Genomic DNA, 17,048 nt, shown 5'->3' with positions numbered 1-17,048 from the left:
TGGGCAGCTGAGTCACCTCGACTCTACGACTTCGACCCGAACACTGTCTGAGGAGTCCGATAGTGTGCCATCACCGTCTCAGAACCTGTCGCAGAAGCTCGGGGATCGAGAAGACTAATCAGCCCATCGGTGCGGCGCCGTGCTGTTCGCCGTCGTCGATCTCGAGCTGAGTGAAGCTCAGCCCCGGGGAGTGGATGTCGGCGGCACGGCGGATGCGTTCGGCAGTGAGTTCGCTGATCGTCGGGAACTCGGCGTCGCTGCTCCCGGACGCTGTCACCACGGCCTTCGCATTCTTCGACCGCAGCGGCTCCGGGGTCTGCACGAGCACGAACGACCGCGACCCCTCATCCCGCTCGTTCGCGGCCATCACGGCCTGCGCGGTGGTCCCGGACCCGGCGAAGAAATCGAGGACGATGGCGTCAGGGTCGAAGAACGTCTGCGAGGCCACGAGTGCCTTGACCAGTTCGACCGGCTTCGGATAGCTGAATACCCCGCCCAGCCCCAGTGGTTCCAGATCGTTCTGTCCGCCGAGTGCCTTGATGATGGAGTACATCTTCGAACTCGCCTTCTCCGCCGGTGTCACTCGCACCACCGCATGCTTGCCCTCTGTTCCCCAGGGCCTGAGGATGTACTCGCCCGATGCCAACTTCGCGTCCACCTCGGCGAGTTTCTTCTCTCCTTTGACCGCGACGATGTCCTCGTACATCAGTCGCCGTTCGGACCCGCGGGCGTAGCGGCCGAAGCCGGCGCGCAGCACATCGGTCTCCACGAGCATCCTCCTGCCGTCGATGACCTCGAGCTTCGCCGGCGACTTCTTCTCCGTCAGGAACGGCCCGACTTGGCTCGCATCGCGCGCCCATACGTGCACATAGTCGTGCCCGCGCACGAACGACCGCGCATTGCCCCCGCCCTTCGCGCGCTGATGGATGAGCGTGCCCAGCGAATTGTCCTCACCGAAGATCTCGTGCCCGAGCAGCTGCGCCCACGCGCTCTCCTTGTCGTCGAGGTGGAGGAACAGCACCCCGTCCTCGCGCATGAGTTCGCGCGCTAACAGCAGCCGTGGGGTCATGAACGACAGCCAACTGGCGTGATCGTGCCCGTGATCTTTGTACGTATGCGCGTTGCCCGTGTTGTACGGCGGATCGATATAGACGACCTTGACCAGCCCGCGATGCGTGGCCAGCAGCGCCGTCAGCGCAGGCAGATTGTCCCCGACGATGAGGAGGTTCTCGTGCGGATCGGGAACATGAGCGGCACCCTCGCCGTCCCGCAGATGCGGACGACCACCACCGAGGCGGCCCTCCCGGTCAGGGACACCCCCACCGAGGTGGGGCTCGGGTCCTCGTTCACCCTCACCGGTGTAGGGTCCGGTTTCGGCTTCCGCGATGAGGCGGCGACCGAGGGCGAAGGCGGCGGCCTTGCCCGGCCACTCCAAGACGGTCGTCATCCTTCTCCTTCAACCCGAACGGTGCCAAGATTGCTGTATGAGTATTTCACGAGTGGCCGTCGTCGGTGCCGGCATCCTCGGCGTCGCCGCCGCCCGCGAAGTCACCATGAGGTTCCCCGACGCCGAAGTCACCGTCTTCGACAAAGCCGAAACCGTCGCCGCACATCAGAGCGGCCACACCTCAGGAATCGTCGACTCCGGCCTCGACCAGAAGCCCGGTTCGGCAGAAGCGAAACTCACCCGACGAGGCCTCCAGCTGCTCATCCCCTATATGGCTCAAGCGGGCGTGCCCTACCGGGAATGCGCCCAGCTGCTCATCGCCCAGAACACTGACGAAGCCGAACGGCTCGAAGAGATCTTCGCCCGTGCCAAAGACAATGAAGTCCCCGGCGCGAGACTGCTCGAACGCCACGAGATCGGAGCCGTCGAACCGGCCGTCAGAGGAGTCCTCGGACTCTTCTCACCCCATGCGGCCATCGCCGACTTCGCGGCACTCACCACAGCGCTCGCCTCCGATGTGCGCGCCGCCGGAGGGACCTTCCGCTTCACCACCGAGGTCACCAGCTTCGACACTATGAGCAACGAAGTCCGACTGCGTGGACGCCAGGTTCCGGCAGATGATTCGTCGTCGGGGCACGGGGCCGCAGCCGAGGATTCCGGTGATGACCGAAGCGATGGCACTGCCGAGGGCCGGGGCGGCCCAGGCGAGGGCACTGCCGGGCATGACGAACGTGGCGAGGGTGCCGCCGGCGATCGGGATGACCGCGACGAACAGGTTCGAGACCGGCCGCGCACATATCGCGGGGAAGAAGGCCGTGACCCCGTCATCGGCATCGGCGATGAGCTGCGCGATCGCTTCGGACAGCAGGACTGGTTCAAACAGGCCGAATCGACGATCGGCGAGTGGACGCAGAAGCTCTCGGACTCCTGGTCACGTCGAGACGACAGCCGCTATGGCCCACTAGCAGACGGTCGGCAGAACGACGGCCCAGAACGTAAAGGCTCGGACCGTACTGGTTCGGACCGGGACACAGTTGCCGAAGAGGTGCTCGGCACCTTCGACATTGTCATCGTCTGCGCCGGCCTCCAAGCCGATCGCCTCGCAACCGCCGCCGGATTGGATGCCGAACCGCGGATCGTGCCCTTCACCAGCGACTACTACCGGATCCCGGCCACCGACACCGAGGTGGTCCGCGGCATCATCGGATCCGTTCCCGACCCACAGGCCCCCTTCACCGAAACCTCGATCGTCCGCGGACTCGATGACGGACTCATCCTCGGACCGAACACCTTCGTCGCCCTCGGCCGCGAAACCTACGACCGGCACGGCTTCGACCTCGCTGACATCGGTTCGACCGCCAGATCCAAGGGATTCTGGAAGTTCGCCGCTCAGACAGCGAAGACGGCAGCCCGCGGAGTTCGGCCACTGGTGAGCAAGACCGCCTTCGTCGACGGAATCCGCCGCTTTGTCCCCGAACTCGACCCGAACACCGTGGCCCCCGGACCTCGCGGAGTACGGGCGCAGGCGATGACCGCCGACGGCGAACTCATCGACGAACTCACCATGACCAGGCGCGGCAGGCTGACTGCGGTCAGGTCCGTGCCGAAGTCGGCGGCCACCTCGGCGCTGGCAATCGCCGAGACGATCGTCGATCGGGCCTTCGAGAACACGACCCGCTGAGACTCGCGTCGGACGACCAACACCCCAGTCGAACTCAGAAGTCCTCGGAATCCGCAGACATCAGTTGTGATAACTTAACTTAGGCTATCCAAACTGACGATGAGAGTGATGATGTCCGGGACCAGAGCGGCTGATTCTCCGGCAGAGCAGAACGGCGCGACCCCAAGATTGTGCTCGTGGACCGAAGGCGAGCCCGACGAGAACTGGACGCTGCGGGTGACCCTTCCGGCCTCGCACATTCCCGCCGAGGCGGCACCCGGAGCCGAGCGCGAGATCTTCGTCGACCTCAATGGTGTGACAGTCCGACGGAATGTGCCCGGCGGGATCATGGCCCGGTGCTCCGATCCGGCAGGCGTTGTCGACGGAACGGACGGAACCGTCGAAACTGACGGAACCGACGGAACCGCAGGTGCCGAGACGACGATGTACTCAATCGATCTGAGTGTTCCCCGCGGATATCGCGGAGCGCTGCGCTTCCTGCCCGTGCCGCGCGGGCTCGAGGTCGCCGACCGTCCGACCTGGCTCGATGTCCTCGAACGGGGATTCGTCCCCACCGGTCACTATGGCCTGCGCGTGGTCACCGACATGCGCCGGAAGCAGGTCTTCGAGATCGCCGCACCCGATGCCCGACCTCTGATCTGGACCGGTGGTGACGAACCGGAATCGGAGCCATCCGACGAGGCCGGAGACGGCCTGCCGTCCACAGAAGAGCAGGTCGTCACCCTCGGTTCCGCGCCGAGGCGGATCTGGATCCACCGACCCCAGCGAGGTCCCGCCTCGGCGTCGGTGCTCGTCGTCTTCGACGGGGAGCGGTTCATCCGCGGCGGACTGCTCACAGCGATCGACGAGCTGGTGTCCCCTCCGTCGTTAGGCATCGCCGTCGACCACGCTCCTGTCAGGAACGACGGTCCTGATGAGGATGCGGCCATCGGCCAGCGCGCCGATGACCTCGTGATGAACCCTCAGTTCTGCGACGACGTCCTCGCGCTCGTCCAGCAGACCGCGCCGGACGTCACAGCGCGAACGATCGTGGCGGGCGCCTCCTATGGAGGACTGGCCGCAGCATTCTTCTCCCTGCGGCGCCCGGAGGCGTTCCGCGGAATCTGCCTCTCACCGTCGTTCTGGGAATCCGACGCCCAGGGGCGCCGGATCTGGGACCTCGTACCGAGCCGAACCGACAGCGGGCCGAACGGCATCGTCGAGGAGTCGGAGACTCAAAAGTCCGGGGCTCATACGTCGGAACACCGGGTGACGGCCGCCCCACACCCCACGTTCTGTGTCGACCACGGGATCCTGGAGACAGCCATTGCCGACTCCGTCGCCGAGGCGACCGAGGAGTTCGCCTCTCGCGGCATCGACATCGCACCTCGACCGTTCGTGGGCGGGCACGAATACCTGTGGTGGCGCGAACTCATGCTCGTCCGCCTGGCCGAAGTCCTGGCGGAATGATCCGAACGCTCACCAGACTCGGTCACGGGGTACCCGAAGTGGGGGAGCCGCCTCGGCGAGGGGTTCCTGCGCCGTCGAACGGTGCCGTTGATCAGTCGGAGTGTCGTTCGAGAAATTCGTAGACCTCGGTGTCGTCGACGCCGGGCACGGCGCCGGGCGGAACCGCGGCCAGCAGCGAGGCGTGCATGCGGGCTGACGGCAGCGCTTGGTCCTCCCATTTCTCGGCCAGGTCGTCCGGGGCCTGGCGGCAGCACGACGGATCCGGGCAGTCGGACTGTGAACGGATCTGTGATTCCCGACCTTCGAACCAGCGGACATGGGAGAACGGGACGCCGACGCTGATGGCGTAGTCGCCGCCGGGCAGCACGCGGGCGGTGCACCAGAACGAGCCGTGCGGGGTGTCGGTGTACTGGTAGTACGGGCTGAACCGGTCGGCGACGCGGAAGACTGTGCGCGAGGTGAAGCGTTTGCATGCGAACTGGCCCTCGATCGCGCCGAGTGGATCGGTGGGGAACGGGAGTCCGTCGTTCGAGTACGCCTTGTGGATCGTGCCGGAGTTGTGGACCTTCATGAAGTGCACGGGCAGCCCGAGATGCTCGGTCGCGAGGTTCGTGAACCGGTGGGCGGCCATCTCGTAGCCGACGCCGAACATATCGCGCAGATGCTCGACGGAGAGCACCCGCTTCTTCTTCTCCTCCTCGAGCATCGGCACGGCCGAGGATTCGGGCAGCAGGATCGCGGCAGCCAGATAGTTGGCCTCGACGCGTTGCTGGAGGAACTCGTGGAAGTCCTTCGGGGAGTCATAGCCGAGCACATGCGGGGCCAAGCTCATGAGCAGGTGCGAACGCGGATCGAAGGCGGCATCGGCATTGGGCAGATACAGCCGTTTGTTCGCGGTGTCCGAGATCGACCGAGTTGATTCGGGCAGATCGGAGACATAGTGGAGGCTGAAGCCGAGCTTCTCGGCGATGAGCGCCGTCTGCCGCTGTGACACAGTTCCGGATTCGTAGCCGACGAGGTCGAGCAGCTCGGCTGCGGTGTCCTCGAGCTCGGCGAAGTAGTTGTTCTTCTCCTTCATCCGATCCCGCAGTTCCCGGTTGGCCCGCCGGGCCTCCTCCGGGGTGGCCGCGCGTCGTTCCAGAGCCTCGCCGAGCTGCCGCTGAAGACCCACGATCGCTTCCAGTGCATCGGCCGGCAGGGACTTGATCCGCACCTGCGGCAGCCCCAGAGACGAATACATGGGGGAGGCCTGATTGCGTTCGGCTTCGAGCTCGAGAGCCTGCCGTTCGTCGATCGGAGCGGGGTCGATGAGGTCGGCGACATCCGTCTTCAGCGCCTTCGCGATCGCGGCCAGGAGCGTGACAGAAGTTTCTCTCTTGCCGTTCTCGATCGTCGAGATCTGGGAGGCTGCACGCCCTACTTCCCGACCCAGCTCGTTGAGGGTTAAACCGCGCTTCTTGCGAAAAAAGCGGATTCTTCTGCCGATGCTCAGGGGATCGGTCTGCTGTTCTTTGCTCTCAACTTCCGCGCCAACGCTGTTCAATGCGCCTCCTTCGGTTGCTGTGTGCTGGTTCACACGTTTGAAAATCAGTATGACAGAACGCAGAAATTTCTGAAACCGGAAATCTCGAGATTATTCATCCGAAAAAACAATGCGAGAGCCCTTGCGGCCCCCGCAGACTGGATACATCAACAACCCCGATAGATCGAGAAAGAGAAGGACAATGACTGAGAACACCACGCAGAACAGCTTGCACGATGCTGAAGCCATCCGCCGCGACTGGGCCACCAACGCCCGTTGGTCGGGAGTTGCTCGTGACTACGAGCCCGAGGATGTCGTCAAACTGCGCGGTTCGCTGATCGAGGAGCACACGCTGGCCCGTCACGGAGCCGAGCGCCTCTGGAACCAGATCACTGCCGGCGACATCCACTCAGGTGACTACGTCAACGCACTCGGTGCGCTGACCGGCAACCAGGCAGTCGAGCAGGTCAAGGCCGGCCTCAACGCCATCTACCTCTCCGGTTGGCAGGTCGCCGCCGACGCGAACGCCGCCGGCCAGACCTACCCCGACCAGTCGATCTACCCGGCCAACTCGGTGCCGCAGGTCGTCCGCCGCATCAACAACGCTCTGATGCGCGCCGACCAGATCGAGACCTCGGAAGGCAACAAGCAGGTCGACGACTGGTTCGCTCCGATCGTCGCTGACGCGGAAGCAGGCTTCGGCGGCTCGATCAACGTCTACGAACTCATGCGTTCGATGATCAACGCCGGTGCGGCCGGTGTGCACTTCGAGGACCAGCTCGGTTCGGAGAAGAAGTGCGGCCACCTCGGCGGCAAGGTCCTCGTTCCGACCTCGCAGCACATCCGCACCCTCAACGCCGCCCGCCTCGCGGCCGACGTCGAGAACGTGCCCAGCCTCGTCATCGCCCGCACCGACGCCGAAGCAGCCACGCTGATGACCTCGGACATCGACGAGCGCGACCAGCAGTTCGTCACCGGTGAGCGCACCGCCGAAGGCTTCTACAAGGTTCGCAACGGCATCGAAGCAGGCATCGCCCGCGGACTGTCCTTCGCTCCCTACGCGGACATGCTGTGGATGGAGACCTCCACACCTGACCTCGAAGCAGCCAAGCAGTTCGCCGATGCGATCCACGCCGAGTACCCGGACCAGATGCTGGCCTACAACTGCTCGCCGTCGTTCAACTGGCGCAAGCACCTCGACGATGCCACCATCGCGAAGTTCCAGCGCGAGCTCGGAGCCATGGGATACAAGTTCCAGTTCATCACCCTGGCCGGCTTCCACGCACTGAACTACTCGATGTTCGATCTGGCCCACGGCTACGCCCGCGAGCAGATGACCGCATACGTCGACCTGCAGGAGCGCGAGTTCGCTGCTGAGGAGCGCGGATACACCGCGACCCGTCACCAGCGCGAGGTCGGCACCGGCTACTTCGACCTGGTTTCGACCGCACTCAACCCCGAGTCGTCGACCACCGCACTGGCCGGCTCGACCGAAACCGCTCAGTTCAGCTGAGCCGCACCGGGATCACGCCCCGCTGACCAGCGGGGGCGAACCCACCAGATACCCGGGGCGGATCGGCAATGTTTTCACGGGGTTTACATTGTCGATCCGCTCCGTCACACCACAGACGAAGAACCCCGCCACGATCCCACCGCAGCGCTCACGATCACTTCGGAGCCGCCTCGGCGAGGATCCCCCACAGACTCAAGCCACTTAATCCAGGCACACACTACGACGGGTGAGGAGAAGCCCATGTCTTACATCAAGATCAACGCGCCGCTCGAAACCGGCTTCGGCACCGTCCTTTCGGAACCTGCTCTGACGTTCATCGCCAAGCTCCACGACGAGTTCGCCGGCACCATCAGCGACGTGCTGCGCACCCGCCGGGCCCGCGCGGCCGAGATGAACGGCGGAACCCTCCCCCGTTTCAAGCCCGAGACCGCACGCATCCGCGCCGACCGCTCCTGGTCGGTCGCCGGATCCGCCGGCGCCCCCGGCCTCGAAGACCGCCGCGTGGAGCTGACCGGCCCGGTCACCGAAGGCGAAGTCGTGGCAGCGCTGAACTCGCAGGCGAAGGTGTGGCTGGCCGACCTCGAAGACGCCACGAGCCCCACCTGGGCCAACATCATCGGCGGACAGGTCAACCTCTTCCGCGCGATCCGCGGCCAGCTGCCCGGAATCACCAACGACAACCAGCCGACCATCGGACTGCGTCCCCGCGGATGGCACCTGCCCGAGAAGCATCTGATCTACGTCGATGACAACGGATCCGAGTTCTCGACCTCCGCCGCCCTCGTCGACTTCGGTCTGTACTTCTTTCACAACGCCCGCTACCTCATCGACAACGGCTCCGGCCCGTACTTCTACCTGCCGAAGCTCGAGTCCTCGCAGGAAGCTCGCCTGTGGAACAAGGTGTTCGTCCTGGCGCAGAACATGCTGGGCATCGAGAAGGGCACCATCCGGGCGACGGCTCATATCGAGACGATCACCGCTGTGTTCCAGATGGAAGAGATCCTCTTCGAGCTGCGCGAGCACTGCGCCGGTCTCGAAGCTGCCGGCTGGGATTACCTGTTCTCCGTGGTGAAGAACCTGCGCAACACCACCGAATACGTTCTGCCCGACCGCGAGCGTCTGACGATGGACCTGCCGCTGATGAAGGCGTTCACCGACCGCCTGGTCGCCACCTGCCACCGTCGCGGAGCACACGCGATCGGCACGATGTCCAACCTCATGTCCGATCACCCGGACCAGGAGTTCGTGGCCGCCGAGTTCGAGCGCATGCGTGAGGACAAGGCTCGCGAGGCCTGGCAGGGATTCGACGGCACCTGGGTGGCAGATCCGGCTCTGGTTCCGGCTGCTCTGGCAGTGTTCGATGCCGCTCTGGGCTCGCAGCCGCACCAGCTGGAGAACAAGCGCCCCGACGTGCAGGTGACCAGCGAGAACATCCTCGATCGCTCCGGCCTCGAGCCGATCGTGACCGAAGAGGGCGTGCGGGTGAACATCCGCGTGGCCATCGGATACATGAACGAATGGCTCGGCGGCAATGGCCATGTGGCTCTGGAGAACCAGCTCGAAGACGTGTCGACGGCTGAGATCTGCCGCTCGCAGATCTGGCAGTGGATCCGCCACGAGGTGACCCTGGACAACGGTCAGCAGCTGACATCGCGTCTGGTGGAGCGCTACCTCGGCGAGGAGCTGGCTCTGATGCAGCGCACCGCCGATGATCACTTCGATGAGGCCGTGGAGATCTTCCGCGAGACTGCACTGGGCGAGGAGTTCGCCGAATTCCTCACCATGCCGGCCTACACCGACCACCTGGTCGACCGGGTGTCCAAGCCCACCGAAGCCTTCGTAGCCTAACAATTGCTACCTGACGGCGGCCCAGCAACCTCGCGTGAGGTTGCTGGGCCGCCGTCAGGTAGTTCTGGGGGTAATTCGTGGGGACTCAGCTCCAGTCCATACCCTCGGGCGGCCACGGTTCGCCGTCCGCCTGAGCATTGAGCTGGTAGGCGATCGCCCCGTCGATCGACTCGCGGATGATGTCTGCATGTCCGGCATGCCGGGCGATCTCGGTATTGAGATGCATGAGGATCCAGCGGACGGTCATGGTGAAGTCGTCGGGCATCCACGGGTTGTACGGCATCGGTACTTCGGTGCCGAGGTCGGTCCCCGCCTCTGCGACTGCGGCCCGAGCCTCCTCGATCCCGTCGATGACCTTGTCGAAGATCGCTACCGCCTCGTCGATGGCGAGGTCGGGCAGGGCTGACCCGTCGAACATCGCCGTGAGTCCCATCTTTTCGTTGACCGGTCGGTAGTCGTCCTCGGCGATCTCTCGAGTCGGTTCCTTGACTTGGATGAGCCAGTTGTTGACGACCTGCGCCGCGTGGACGACGAGTCCTGTGATGCTCAATCCGCTGGCCGTCGGTGTGCTGCGAGCCTGTTCATCGGTCAGGCCGAGCGCCGTGAGCTTGAGCTGGTTGCACTGCTGCGTGAGGAACGTGAAGGCAGCGTCGGCTTCGGTCGTGACGGAAGGGGTGAAGAACGGCATGGTCTCTCCTCGTGGGGTCTTCGTTCGGCAGGTCCGCCGCAGCCGATCGGCTGAAGCGGTAAACCTATCGTCAACTCCTATGTGGTCATATACTGTCCGCATCTGTGGAAGTGGCTGAAGTTCTTCTGAAGGTGGGATCGGAGATTCGCTTCGGATCCGTGCCAGCACCTCATTCCAATTCACACCAAAGAGGAGAGTGGCATGCGATCGGAAACGCGGCTCCTGACTCTGCTGAGCCTGTTCGCCTCCGGCCGTGCCTACACTGCCGCCGAACTCGCCGCCCGCTTCGACGTCACCCCGCGGACAATCCGCCGCGATATCGCTGAGCTGCGCGATCTCGGCTACATCATCTCCTCAGATCCCGGTCTCGCTGGAGGCTACCGCGCCGAATCGCGGACGGTGCTGCCGCCTCTGCAGCTCGAGGCGGGGGAGGCGTTGGCCACCGCGGTCGGTCTGGCCCTCCTGCGCGGGGCCGGTCTGGACACCGAGCACGCGGATTCGGCGACGACCAAGCTGCGGGAGATGCTCCCGACCGCGATGCGCGCGACCGTCGCGGATATCGCAGCGGCTGTGTCCGTGTCCGAAGGAAATGTCCCCGGGGTCGACATCGAAGCGGTCATCACGCTCGCCTCGGCGATCAATGCGTCGACGATCGCGACCTTCGGCTACCGGAAGATGCAACGAACTGAGGCCGAGATCCCCTCCGTTACGAGCGCGCCCGGTTCTCCGACTGCCGATCCGATCGCGGTTCGATGGGCAGCCCCCGATAGCGGCGCCACCGACGCCAACTCCTCGACTGCCGAACCCTCGACGCCGCGCCGAGTGGAACCGATCCGCCTCGTCGTTTTCGGCGCTCACTGGTACGTCTTCGCCTTCGACCTCGACCGCGATGATCATCGGGTCTTCCGCCTCGACCGGATGAGCGATGTTCACGCGACGACGCTGAGCTTTACGCCGCGTGACCACCCCGACGCCGAGGCGGCTGTCTCCGCCGCCGTCACCACCACCGCGTATCCGCACACCGTCGTTCTGCGCACCGCTGCCTCGGTGCAGGAGGCGAAGGAATGGTTTTCCACCCGGAGCGCCACCATCACCGAGGCGGCCGACGGGGTGCGCATCACCTGCGGATTCTGGGACCTCAGATGGGTCACGGCCACCCTGGCAGCGATCCCCGCCGAGATCGAAGTGCTCCACCCGCCGGAGCTCATCGACTCCCTGCGAGAACACGCAGCGAGAGCCCAGGCAGTCGTCGAAGCCTCAATTTCCTAATTGCTACCCGACGGCGGCCCAGATACCTCGCGCGAGGTATCTGGGCCGCCGTCAGGTAGTAATTGGAGGGCAATGGGGGTTGTTTCTACCTGACCGCTGGGTGATCCCGGAATGAACGAATCATCGGTGAGTCCATATACTGGGGGCCATGACGATTCTCATTGGCTACCTACCCGCTCCCGAGGGTGAGGCCGCTCTGCGTGCAGGCTTCGCAGAAGCCAAACTGCGGTCGAGCGCTGCCGTCGTGATCAACTCGCAGCGACGTGGTTCCAGTGGAGCTCCGACCGAAATCGGTGAGGACGAGATCAAACGGATCGTCGAACTCGGCAAGGAATCGGACGTCGAGGTCGAGGTGCTCCAGCCCGACCACGAAGACGATCTGCCCGGCACGCTCAACGACCTCGCCGTTGAGTACGAAGCCCAGCTCATCGTCATCGGCCTGCGCAAACGCTCGGCGATCGGGAAGTTCATCCTCGGCTCGCAGGCACAGCGGATCCTCCTCGAAGCCGAGGTTCCGGTCCTCACGGCCAAAGCCTGATTCGACGGCAAAGACCTGAAAACTCGCCAAAGCCTGAATCGACGGTAAGGCCTGAAACCTCGCCGAGGCGGCCCTGACCTCGGCGTCACCGCCGAGGTTTCAGCCCCCATCCCCACGCGAGGAGTTCGGCCAGCGACACGCCCTCGGCATCGCTGAGATCCGTGATCTGCGTACGGCACGAATACCCGTCGGCGAGAACGATCTGCAGACGCTCGCCGTTGTCGGAATGCGTGCCGGATCCGGTCCGGGGCTCCACACCGGTGGCCCGTCCCCGTTTGCGCAGTGCCGGCAGCAGAGCCACCTCGGCGACGGCGACCGAGGTCTCATAATGTCCTTCTTCGACGCCGAAGTTCCCGGCCAGACCGCAGCATCCGCCGAGGAACTCCGTGCTCGCTCCGGCCCTGGCCAGCAGTTCCTTATCCGCCGCGTTGCCGAAGATCGCCGACTGGTGGCAGTGCGGCTGCACGAGCGCCTCGACTCCGGACAGGTCCGGCAGCTCGGCGCCGATGCTCAGCAGGTACTGGGCAAGAGTCTGCACCCGGACGGCCACGCGGTGCGAGGCCTCATCGGCGACGAGCTTGAGCGAATCGTCCTTGAGCGTGGCCAGACACGAGGGCTCGACGCCGATGATCGGCACATCTCCAGTGGCATCGAGAGCGGTGATCGTCTCCGACAGGTTCGCCTTCGCCGCATCGAGCTGACCGGTGGAGATGAGCGGCAGACCGCAGCACACGGTCTGATCGATCACCCGCACGTGCACACCGGCCTGTTCGAGCACTGCGACGGCCGCGGCGAGGATGCGCGGAGCGAAATGGTTCGACCAGGAATCGGCGAACAGCACGACTTCGGCATTCGCACGCGACCGCGGTGCCGCCTCGGCGGTGGTGGTCCACCATTTCCTGAACGTCGTGGACGCGAACTGCGGAATCGAGCGGCGGCCGTCGATGCCGGCCATCTTCTTCGCCAGCGTCGTCAGCCCCGGCAGCCCCGAGACCTTGTTGAGCACCGGCGCCACCGGCGTGACCAGGCGCGCGAGCTGCGGGAGGAACCCGAGAGAATAGTGCTTCATCGGCCGCAGCTTGCCCTTGTACGTCTGGTGCAGGACCTCGGCCTTGTACGTGGACATGTCCGTGCCGGTCGGGCACTCGGTCCCGCAGGCCTTGCATGACAGGCACAGATCGAGGGCTTCGTGCACCTCGGGGGAGTCCCAGCGAGGCTCGAGCAGATCCCCGGACACCATCTCCTGCAGCACTCGTGCGCGACCTCGCGTCGAATGCCGTTCATCCCGGGTGGCCTGGTACGACGGGCACATGATGCCGCCGCCGGCCGCCGAATCCGCACGGCACTTTCCGACCCCAGTGCACCGGTGCACCGCCGAGGCGAAACCGGCGGACTCGCCTTCGTAGGCCATCGCCAGGGTTCCGGGCAGCTCCTGACGCAGTGGCAGCTGAGTCAGACGGACCGACTCGTCGAGGGCGTCAGGGTCGACGATGACACCGGGATTGAGCAGATGTTGAGGATCGAAGAGGCGCTTGACCTGGGCAAACAGATCGAGCGCCGCCGGGGCGTACATGAGCCGCAACAACTCGGAGCGAGCCCGACCGTCCCCGTGCTCCCCGGACACCGACCCGCCGTAACGGGCGACGAGCTTCGTAGCCGCGACCATGAAATCGCGCATCACCTGCCCGCCGTTCGGATCCTCGAGCGGAAAGTCCACACGCATGTGCAGGCAGCCGTCACCGAAGTGCCCATAGGGAATCGCCCACAGTCCGTGCTCCTCGAGCAGCTCCATGAGGTCATGCAGATAATCGCCGAGGTGGTCCACCGGAACCGCCGAATCCTCCCACCCAGCGTGGGCATCGCGCCCATCAGGGGTGCGCGAGACCAAACCGGCGCCGTCGGCGCGGATCGCCCACACTTCCGCTGCCGCCTTGGCATCGAGGACCGCGGAGTCGAGTGACTTCGATTCGGCGATGAGGCGCTGAGTCTCTGACTCGAGCTCGGCCTCGTCCTCACCGGTGAGTTCGACGACGAGCCAGCCCGCGCCCTCGGGAAGTGAGGGGACCGCCTCGGCGCCCTTGGTCTCGATGACCCGGTCGAGCATGCGCGAATCGAGGCCCTCGCAGGCGGCGACGGGGAAGTCCTTCAGCAGCGGCGCATCGTGGGCGGCGGCAACCATGTCCGCATAGCCGAGCACGACCGCCGAGGTGAAGCTCGGATTCTTGACCAGGCGCATCTTCGCCGCGAGGATGACGCCCCACGTGCCCTCACTGCCGGCGAAGGCCCGACGGACGTCAAATCCGTTTTCCGGCAGGAGGGATTCGAGTCCGTAGCCGGAGACCTGGCGGGAGAACGTGCCGAAGTTCGTGCGGATAGTGCCGAGGTTCTGTGCAACGAGCTCGTGCAGACGCGGGAACGTCTCGGAGGCGTCCGCATCATCGAGGGTGACGACGGTGCCGTCGATGAGCATGATCTTCAGCGCAAGGATGTTGTCGCCCGTGCGTCCGTAGCCCAGTGCTCGCGGTCCGCAGGCGTTATTGCCGATCATCCCGCCGATCGTGCAGCGCGTGTGGGTGGACGGGTCAGGGCCGAAGCGCAGACCGTGCGGTTTGGCCTGTTTCTGCAGGTGGGCATGCACGCAACCGGACTCCACCCAGGCCGACTGCTCGTCGGGGTCGAGGTCGAGGACCGCATTCATATGGAGAGAGAAGTCGAAGACGATGCCGCGGCCGATGGCATTGCCGGCGATCGATGTGCCGGCACCGCGGCTGGTGATGGGCACTCCCAAGCGACGCGCAATGGAGAGGACTCGCGCCACCTCTTCCTCGTTGTGAGGGAAGACGATGGCGGCAGGGACGAGCCGGAAGAGAGAAGCATCAGAGGAGTACGAGGCACGATCGGTGTCGTCGATGCTGAAATCACGGATGCCCGCGGCGCGGAGCTCTTCGGCGAGTGCGGTGGGAAGCGCTGTCTGGGACTCGTCTTCGTCGACGGTCGCCCGATTCGCTCCAGTGGGATGGGCCATAGTCGTCATGTCCGCATTGTGCCACTTGGGTTGCCGGAACATCGATACCTTCCACGCCGCGGAGTTGCGAGCGACAGTCATCGCCCAGACCCCAGGAAAGTTATGCGTTCGTTATCACACGTGCTCAGAACGGTGCTACTCAGTAGCCTGAGTTCCTATATCCGGGAATTCTTGGCGTCTTGACATATTCGTGGTATCTAATGGGACTACACCAATTCGTGGCAACGGGCCACTACTTGAATGCAAGGGAAGAAACCATGTCTCGTCGAGCTCGTGAATTGACAGTTGATCAGACTGCATTAGTCGGCGTCGTCCGAAAGGTCGCACGGCAGCGTTCAAAAATCAACACTGACTATGTGATGGCGATTCTGCGCGCCCGTGAAGAAGGTGCGACCTTCGGTGCGATCGCCGAGGCGGCCGGCACCTCCTCGCAGGCCGTTCAGGAGATCGTGCGTAGGCACGGGCCCGTCAAGCGCAGTGAGCCGAAGGCCGGAGTCGCAGACCCCGCCTGATCCCAGGAAGCACGGGGGCAGGACGGCATTTGCCGGTCCTCTCTGTGCTCGTACTTCCCTCGCAGATACCAGGGCGGTGATCCATACTCGATATGGATCACCGCCCTGGTGCGATTCATGGACGTTTTCTGACGATTCCGTGACCGATTCTTCGCGGCACCGGAAGCAGGAATTCCTCGAACGGAGACAACTGGGCTGATGAGTGAAGAAAGCCGTCAGGAAAATTCCGCTCGGCGTGCCGAAATCGCTTCAGGATTCGATTGATCGACTGTTTGAGAAATGTGCGATGCTGAAGTGTCCTGTCGACAACCTCAGGTGCGTTTCCAGCCCCCAGGGAAAGCCGCGCAATCGGAGTTCCCGACCCCCGTGGGCGGCTTAGATACAAGAAGTACATATTTGCCGGTGTATTGCAGTCTTGTTACACACGACGCGGATCTGGGCGGATCCCGGCCGGTTGCGGACGCTCGGGCGAGAAGCGCAGAGGGTTGTCTAGAGTGGCCGTATGAACTCCGAGCTCGAATCGCTGCCCGCTGAGATCGTCGACCACTCTCTGATCCGCATCGCCTCCGACCTCTCACTGGTGGCGTGGGAGCAGATGCTCGCCTGGAGGCCGCTGCTCGGCGCGAGCCTCGACGCCAGTGTCGTCGACACGAAGACGTCGCCGAATGACCTCGTCACTCGCGCCGACGCGCAGATCGAGGCGCTTGTGCGCGGCTACCTCAACCGAGTCAGGCCTCATGACCTCATGGTCGGCGAAGAAGGAGCCGAAGCGCTTGACCCTGTTGAATTCTTCCCGATGGATTTTCTGCTGGGCCTCCATGCCTTCGATCCGGAGACCGGTGCGTTGGCTGAGGTTGCCGATAATGGGCCGCGCCTGGAATGGCATGTCGACCCGATCGACGGCACCGTCAACTATGTCCGCAACATCGAACACCATGCGTTCTCGGTCGGAGTCTGCGAAGCGAGCGCTGCCAGCTCCGGGCTCGGCCTCGGCCGATGGCACATCGGACTCGTCGCCTCACCGGGGCTGAATGCCACCTGGTTGGCCGCGGCCGGACGCGGCGCCTTTCGGATCGAGGGGCGCTTGGCCGACCGCCTCGGCGAGGATTCGGCCATTCCGGCCAGACGTCTGCGCGGCACCCCGCCCGGACTCTCCGGCAGGCTGCTGGCGACCGGGTTCGCCTATGCGCTGAGCAATCGCGGTACCCAGCTGGCCAAACTCGAAAACCTTATGGCCGGTTACGACGATATCCGCCGCTGCGGCTCGGCCGCTCTCGACCTCTGCATGGTCGCCGAAGGACGAGTCAACGGCTACGCCGAACGTGGACTGGGCATCTACGACTACGCCGGCGGAGCGGTCATCGTCGAAGAAGCCGGACTCAAGGTCAGCCGCGGGGGAGCCGGTGGCCCGACTGCGGCCGCCGACACCCAAGAAGAAGTCGACCGCCTTATCGCGGCAATCTGACTCCGGGTCAGCAGAAGCGCGGCCGGAAGCCAACAGGAACCCGAGCTGACCCCGGCAGAATCCTCGGTCCCAGACCAGCAAGCTCTCTGGT

At 64.6% G+C, this 17,048-nt stretch carries 12 protein-coding genes; 8 read left to right on the top strand and 4 right to left on the bottom strand.

Annotated features, from left to right (window positions below; translation table 11 throughout):
• Positions 1–118: 118 nt before the first annotated feature.
• Positions 119–1,447 carry a site-specific DNA-methyltransferase gene (locus tag BEP01S_RS01120; RefSeq protein ID WP_062239596.1) on the bottom strand — a complete coding sequence of 443 codons (1,329 nt, stop codon included), beginning with the start codon at positions 1,445–1,447 and terminating at the stop codon, positions 119–121.
• A 37-nt stretch (positions 1,448–1,484) separates the two neighbouring features.
• On the opposite strand from BEP01S_RS01120, the gene BEP01S_RS01115 reads away from it, so the two are divergent.
• A complete protein-coding gene (locus BEP01S_RS01115; RefSeq protein WP_244882009.1) occupies positions 1,485–3,128 on the top strand; it encodes an FAD-dependent oxidoreductase in 1,644 nt (547 codons plus the stop codon).
• A gap of 111 nt (positions 3,129–3,239) precedes the next feature.
• Positions 3,240–4,577: an alpha/beta hydrolase gene (locus tag BEP01S_RS01110; protein WP_167348242.1), complete on the top strand. Its 1,338-nt coding sequence runs from the start codon at positions 3,240–3,242 to the stop codon at positions 4,575–4,577.
• Between the two features lie 91 nt (positions 4,578–4,668).
• Here the strand turns inward: BEP01S_RS01110 and BEP01S_RS01105 are convergent, their stop codons facing one another.
• Positions 4,669–6,120 (bottom strand): helix-turn-helix transcriptional regulator, encoded by a 1,452-nt coding sequence (locus BEP01S_RS01105; protein ID WP_062239587.1) that lies wholly within the window; start codon positions 6,118–6,120, stop codon positions 4,669–4,671.
• Between the two features lie 181 nt (positions 6,121–6,301).
• On the opposite strand from BEP01S_RS01105, the gene aceA reads away from it, so the two are divergent.
• Positions 6,302–7,612, top strand: coding sequence for an isocitrate lyase (gene aceA, locus BEP01S_RS01100; protein WP_062239585.1), 1,311 nt, complete (start codon positions 6,302–6,304; stop codon positions 7,610–7,612).
• Between the two features lie 240 nt (positions 7,613–7,852).
• Positions 7,853–9,460, top strand: coding sequence for a malate synthase A (gene aceB, locus BEP01S_RS01095; protein WP_062239582.1), 1,608 nt, complete (start codon positions 7,853–7,855; stop codon positions 9,458–9,460).
• Between the two features lie 85 nt (positions 9,461–9,545).
• Here aceB and BEP01S_RS01090 read toward each other — a convergent pair whose 3' ends face one another.
• Positions 9,546–10,148 carry a mycothiol transferase gene (locus BEP01S_RS01090; protein WP_062239580.1) on the bottom strand — a complete coding sequence of 201 codons (603 nt, stop codon included), beginning with the start codon at positions 10,146–10,148 and terminating at the stop codon, positions 9,546–9,548.
• Between the two features lie 201 nt (positions 10,149–10,349).
• On the opposite strand from BEP01S_RS01090, the gene BEP01S_RS01085 reads away from it, so the two are divergent.
• Complete coding sequence (locus BEP01S_RS01085) at positions 10,350–11,417, top strand: helix-turn-helix transcriptional regulator (protein WP_062239577.1); 1,068 nt, start codon at positions 10,350–10,352, stop codon at positions 11,415–11,417.
• A gap of 148 nt (positions 11,418–11,565) precedes the next feature.
• Complete coding sequence (locus BEP01S_RS01080) at positions 11,566–11,955, top strand: universal stress protein (RefSeq protein ID WP_039206192.1); 390 nt, start codon at positions 11,566–11,568, stop codon at positions 11,953–11,955.
• 85 nt (positions 11,956–12,040) lie between these two features.
• Here the strand turns inward: BEP01S_RS01080 and BEP01S_RS01075 are convergent, their stop codons facing one another.
• Complete coding sequence (locus BEP01S_RS01075) at positions 12,041–14,980, bottom strand: FAD-binding and (Fe-S)-binding domain-containing protein (RefSeq protein ID WP_062239869.1); 2,940 nt, start codon at positions 14,978–14,980, stop codon at positions 12,041–12,043.
• 359 nt (positions 14,981–15,339) lie between these two features.
• Here BEP01S_RS01075 and BEP01S_RS16900 point away from each other — a divergent pair, with 359 nt between their 5' ends.
• Complete coding sequence (locus BEP01S_RS16900; RefSeq protein WP_164742748.1) at positions 15,340–15,492, top strand: hypothetical protein; 153 nt, start codon at positions 15,340–15,342, stop codon at positions 15,490–15,492.
• Positions 15,493–15,994: 502 nt separating this feature from the next.
• Positions 15,995–16,957: an inositol monophosphatase family protein gene (locus BEP01S_RS01070; protein ID WP_062239574.1), complete on the top strand. Its 963-nt coding sequence runs from the start codon at positions 15,995–15,997 to the stop codon at positions 16,955–16,957.
• The last annotated feature ends 91 nt before the right edge of the window (positions 16,958–17,048 follow it).

It is taken from the genome of Brevibacterium epidermidis NBRC 14811, assembly GCF_001570805.1.
GTDB classification, from domain to species: Bacteria; Actinomycetota; Actinomycetes; order Actinomycetales; family Brevibacteriaceae; genus Brevibacterium; species Brevibacterium epidermidis.
This window is presented reverse-complemented; position numbering and strand designations above follow the sequence as displayed.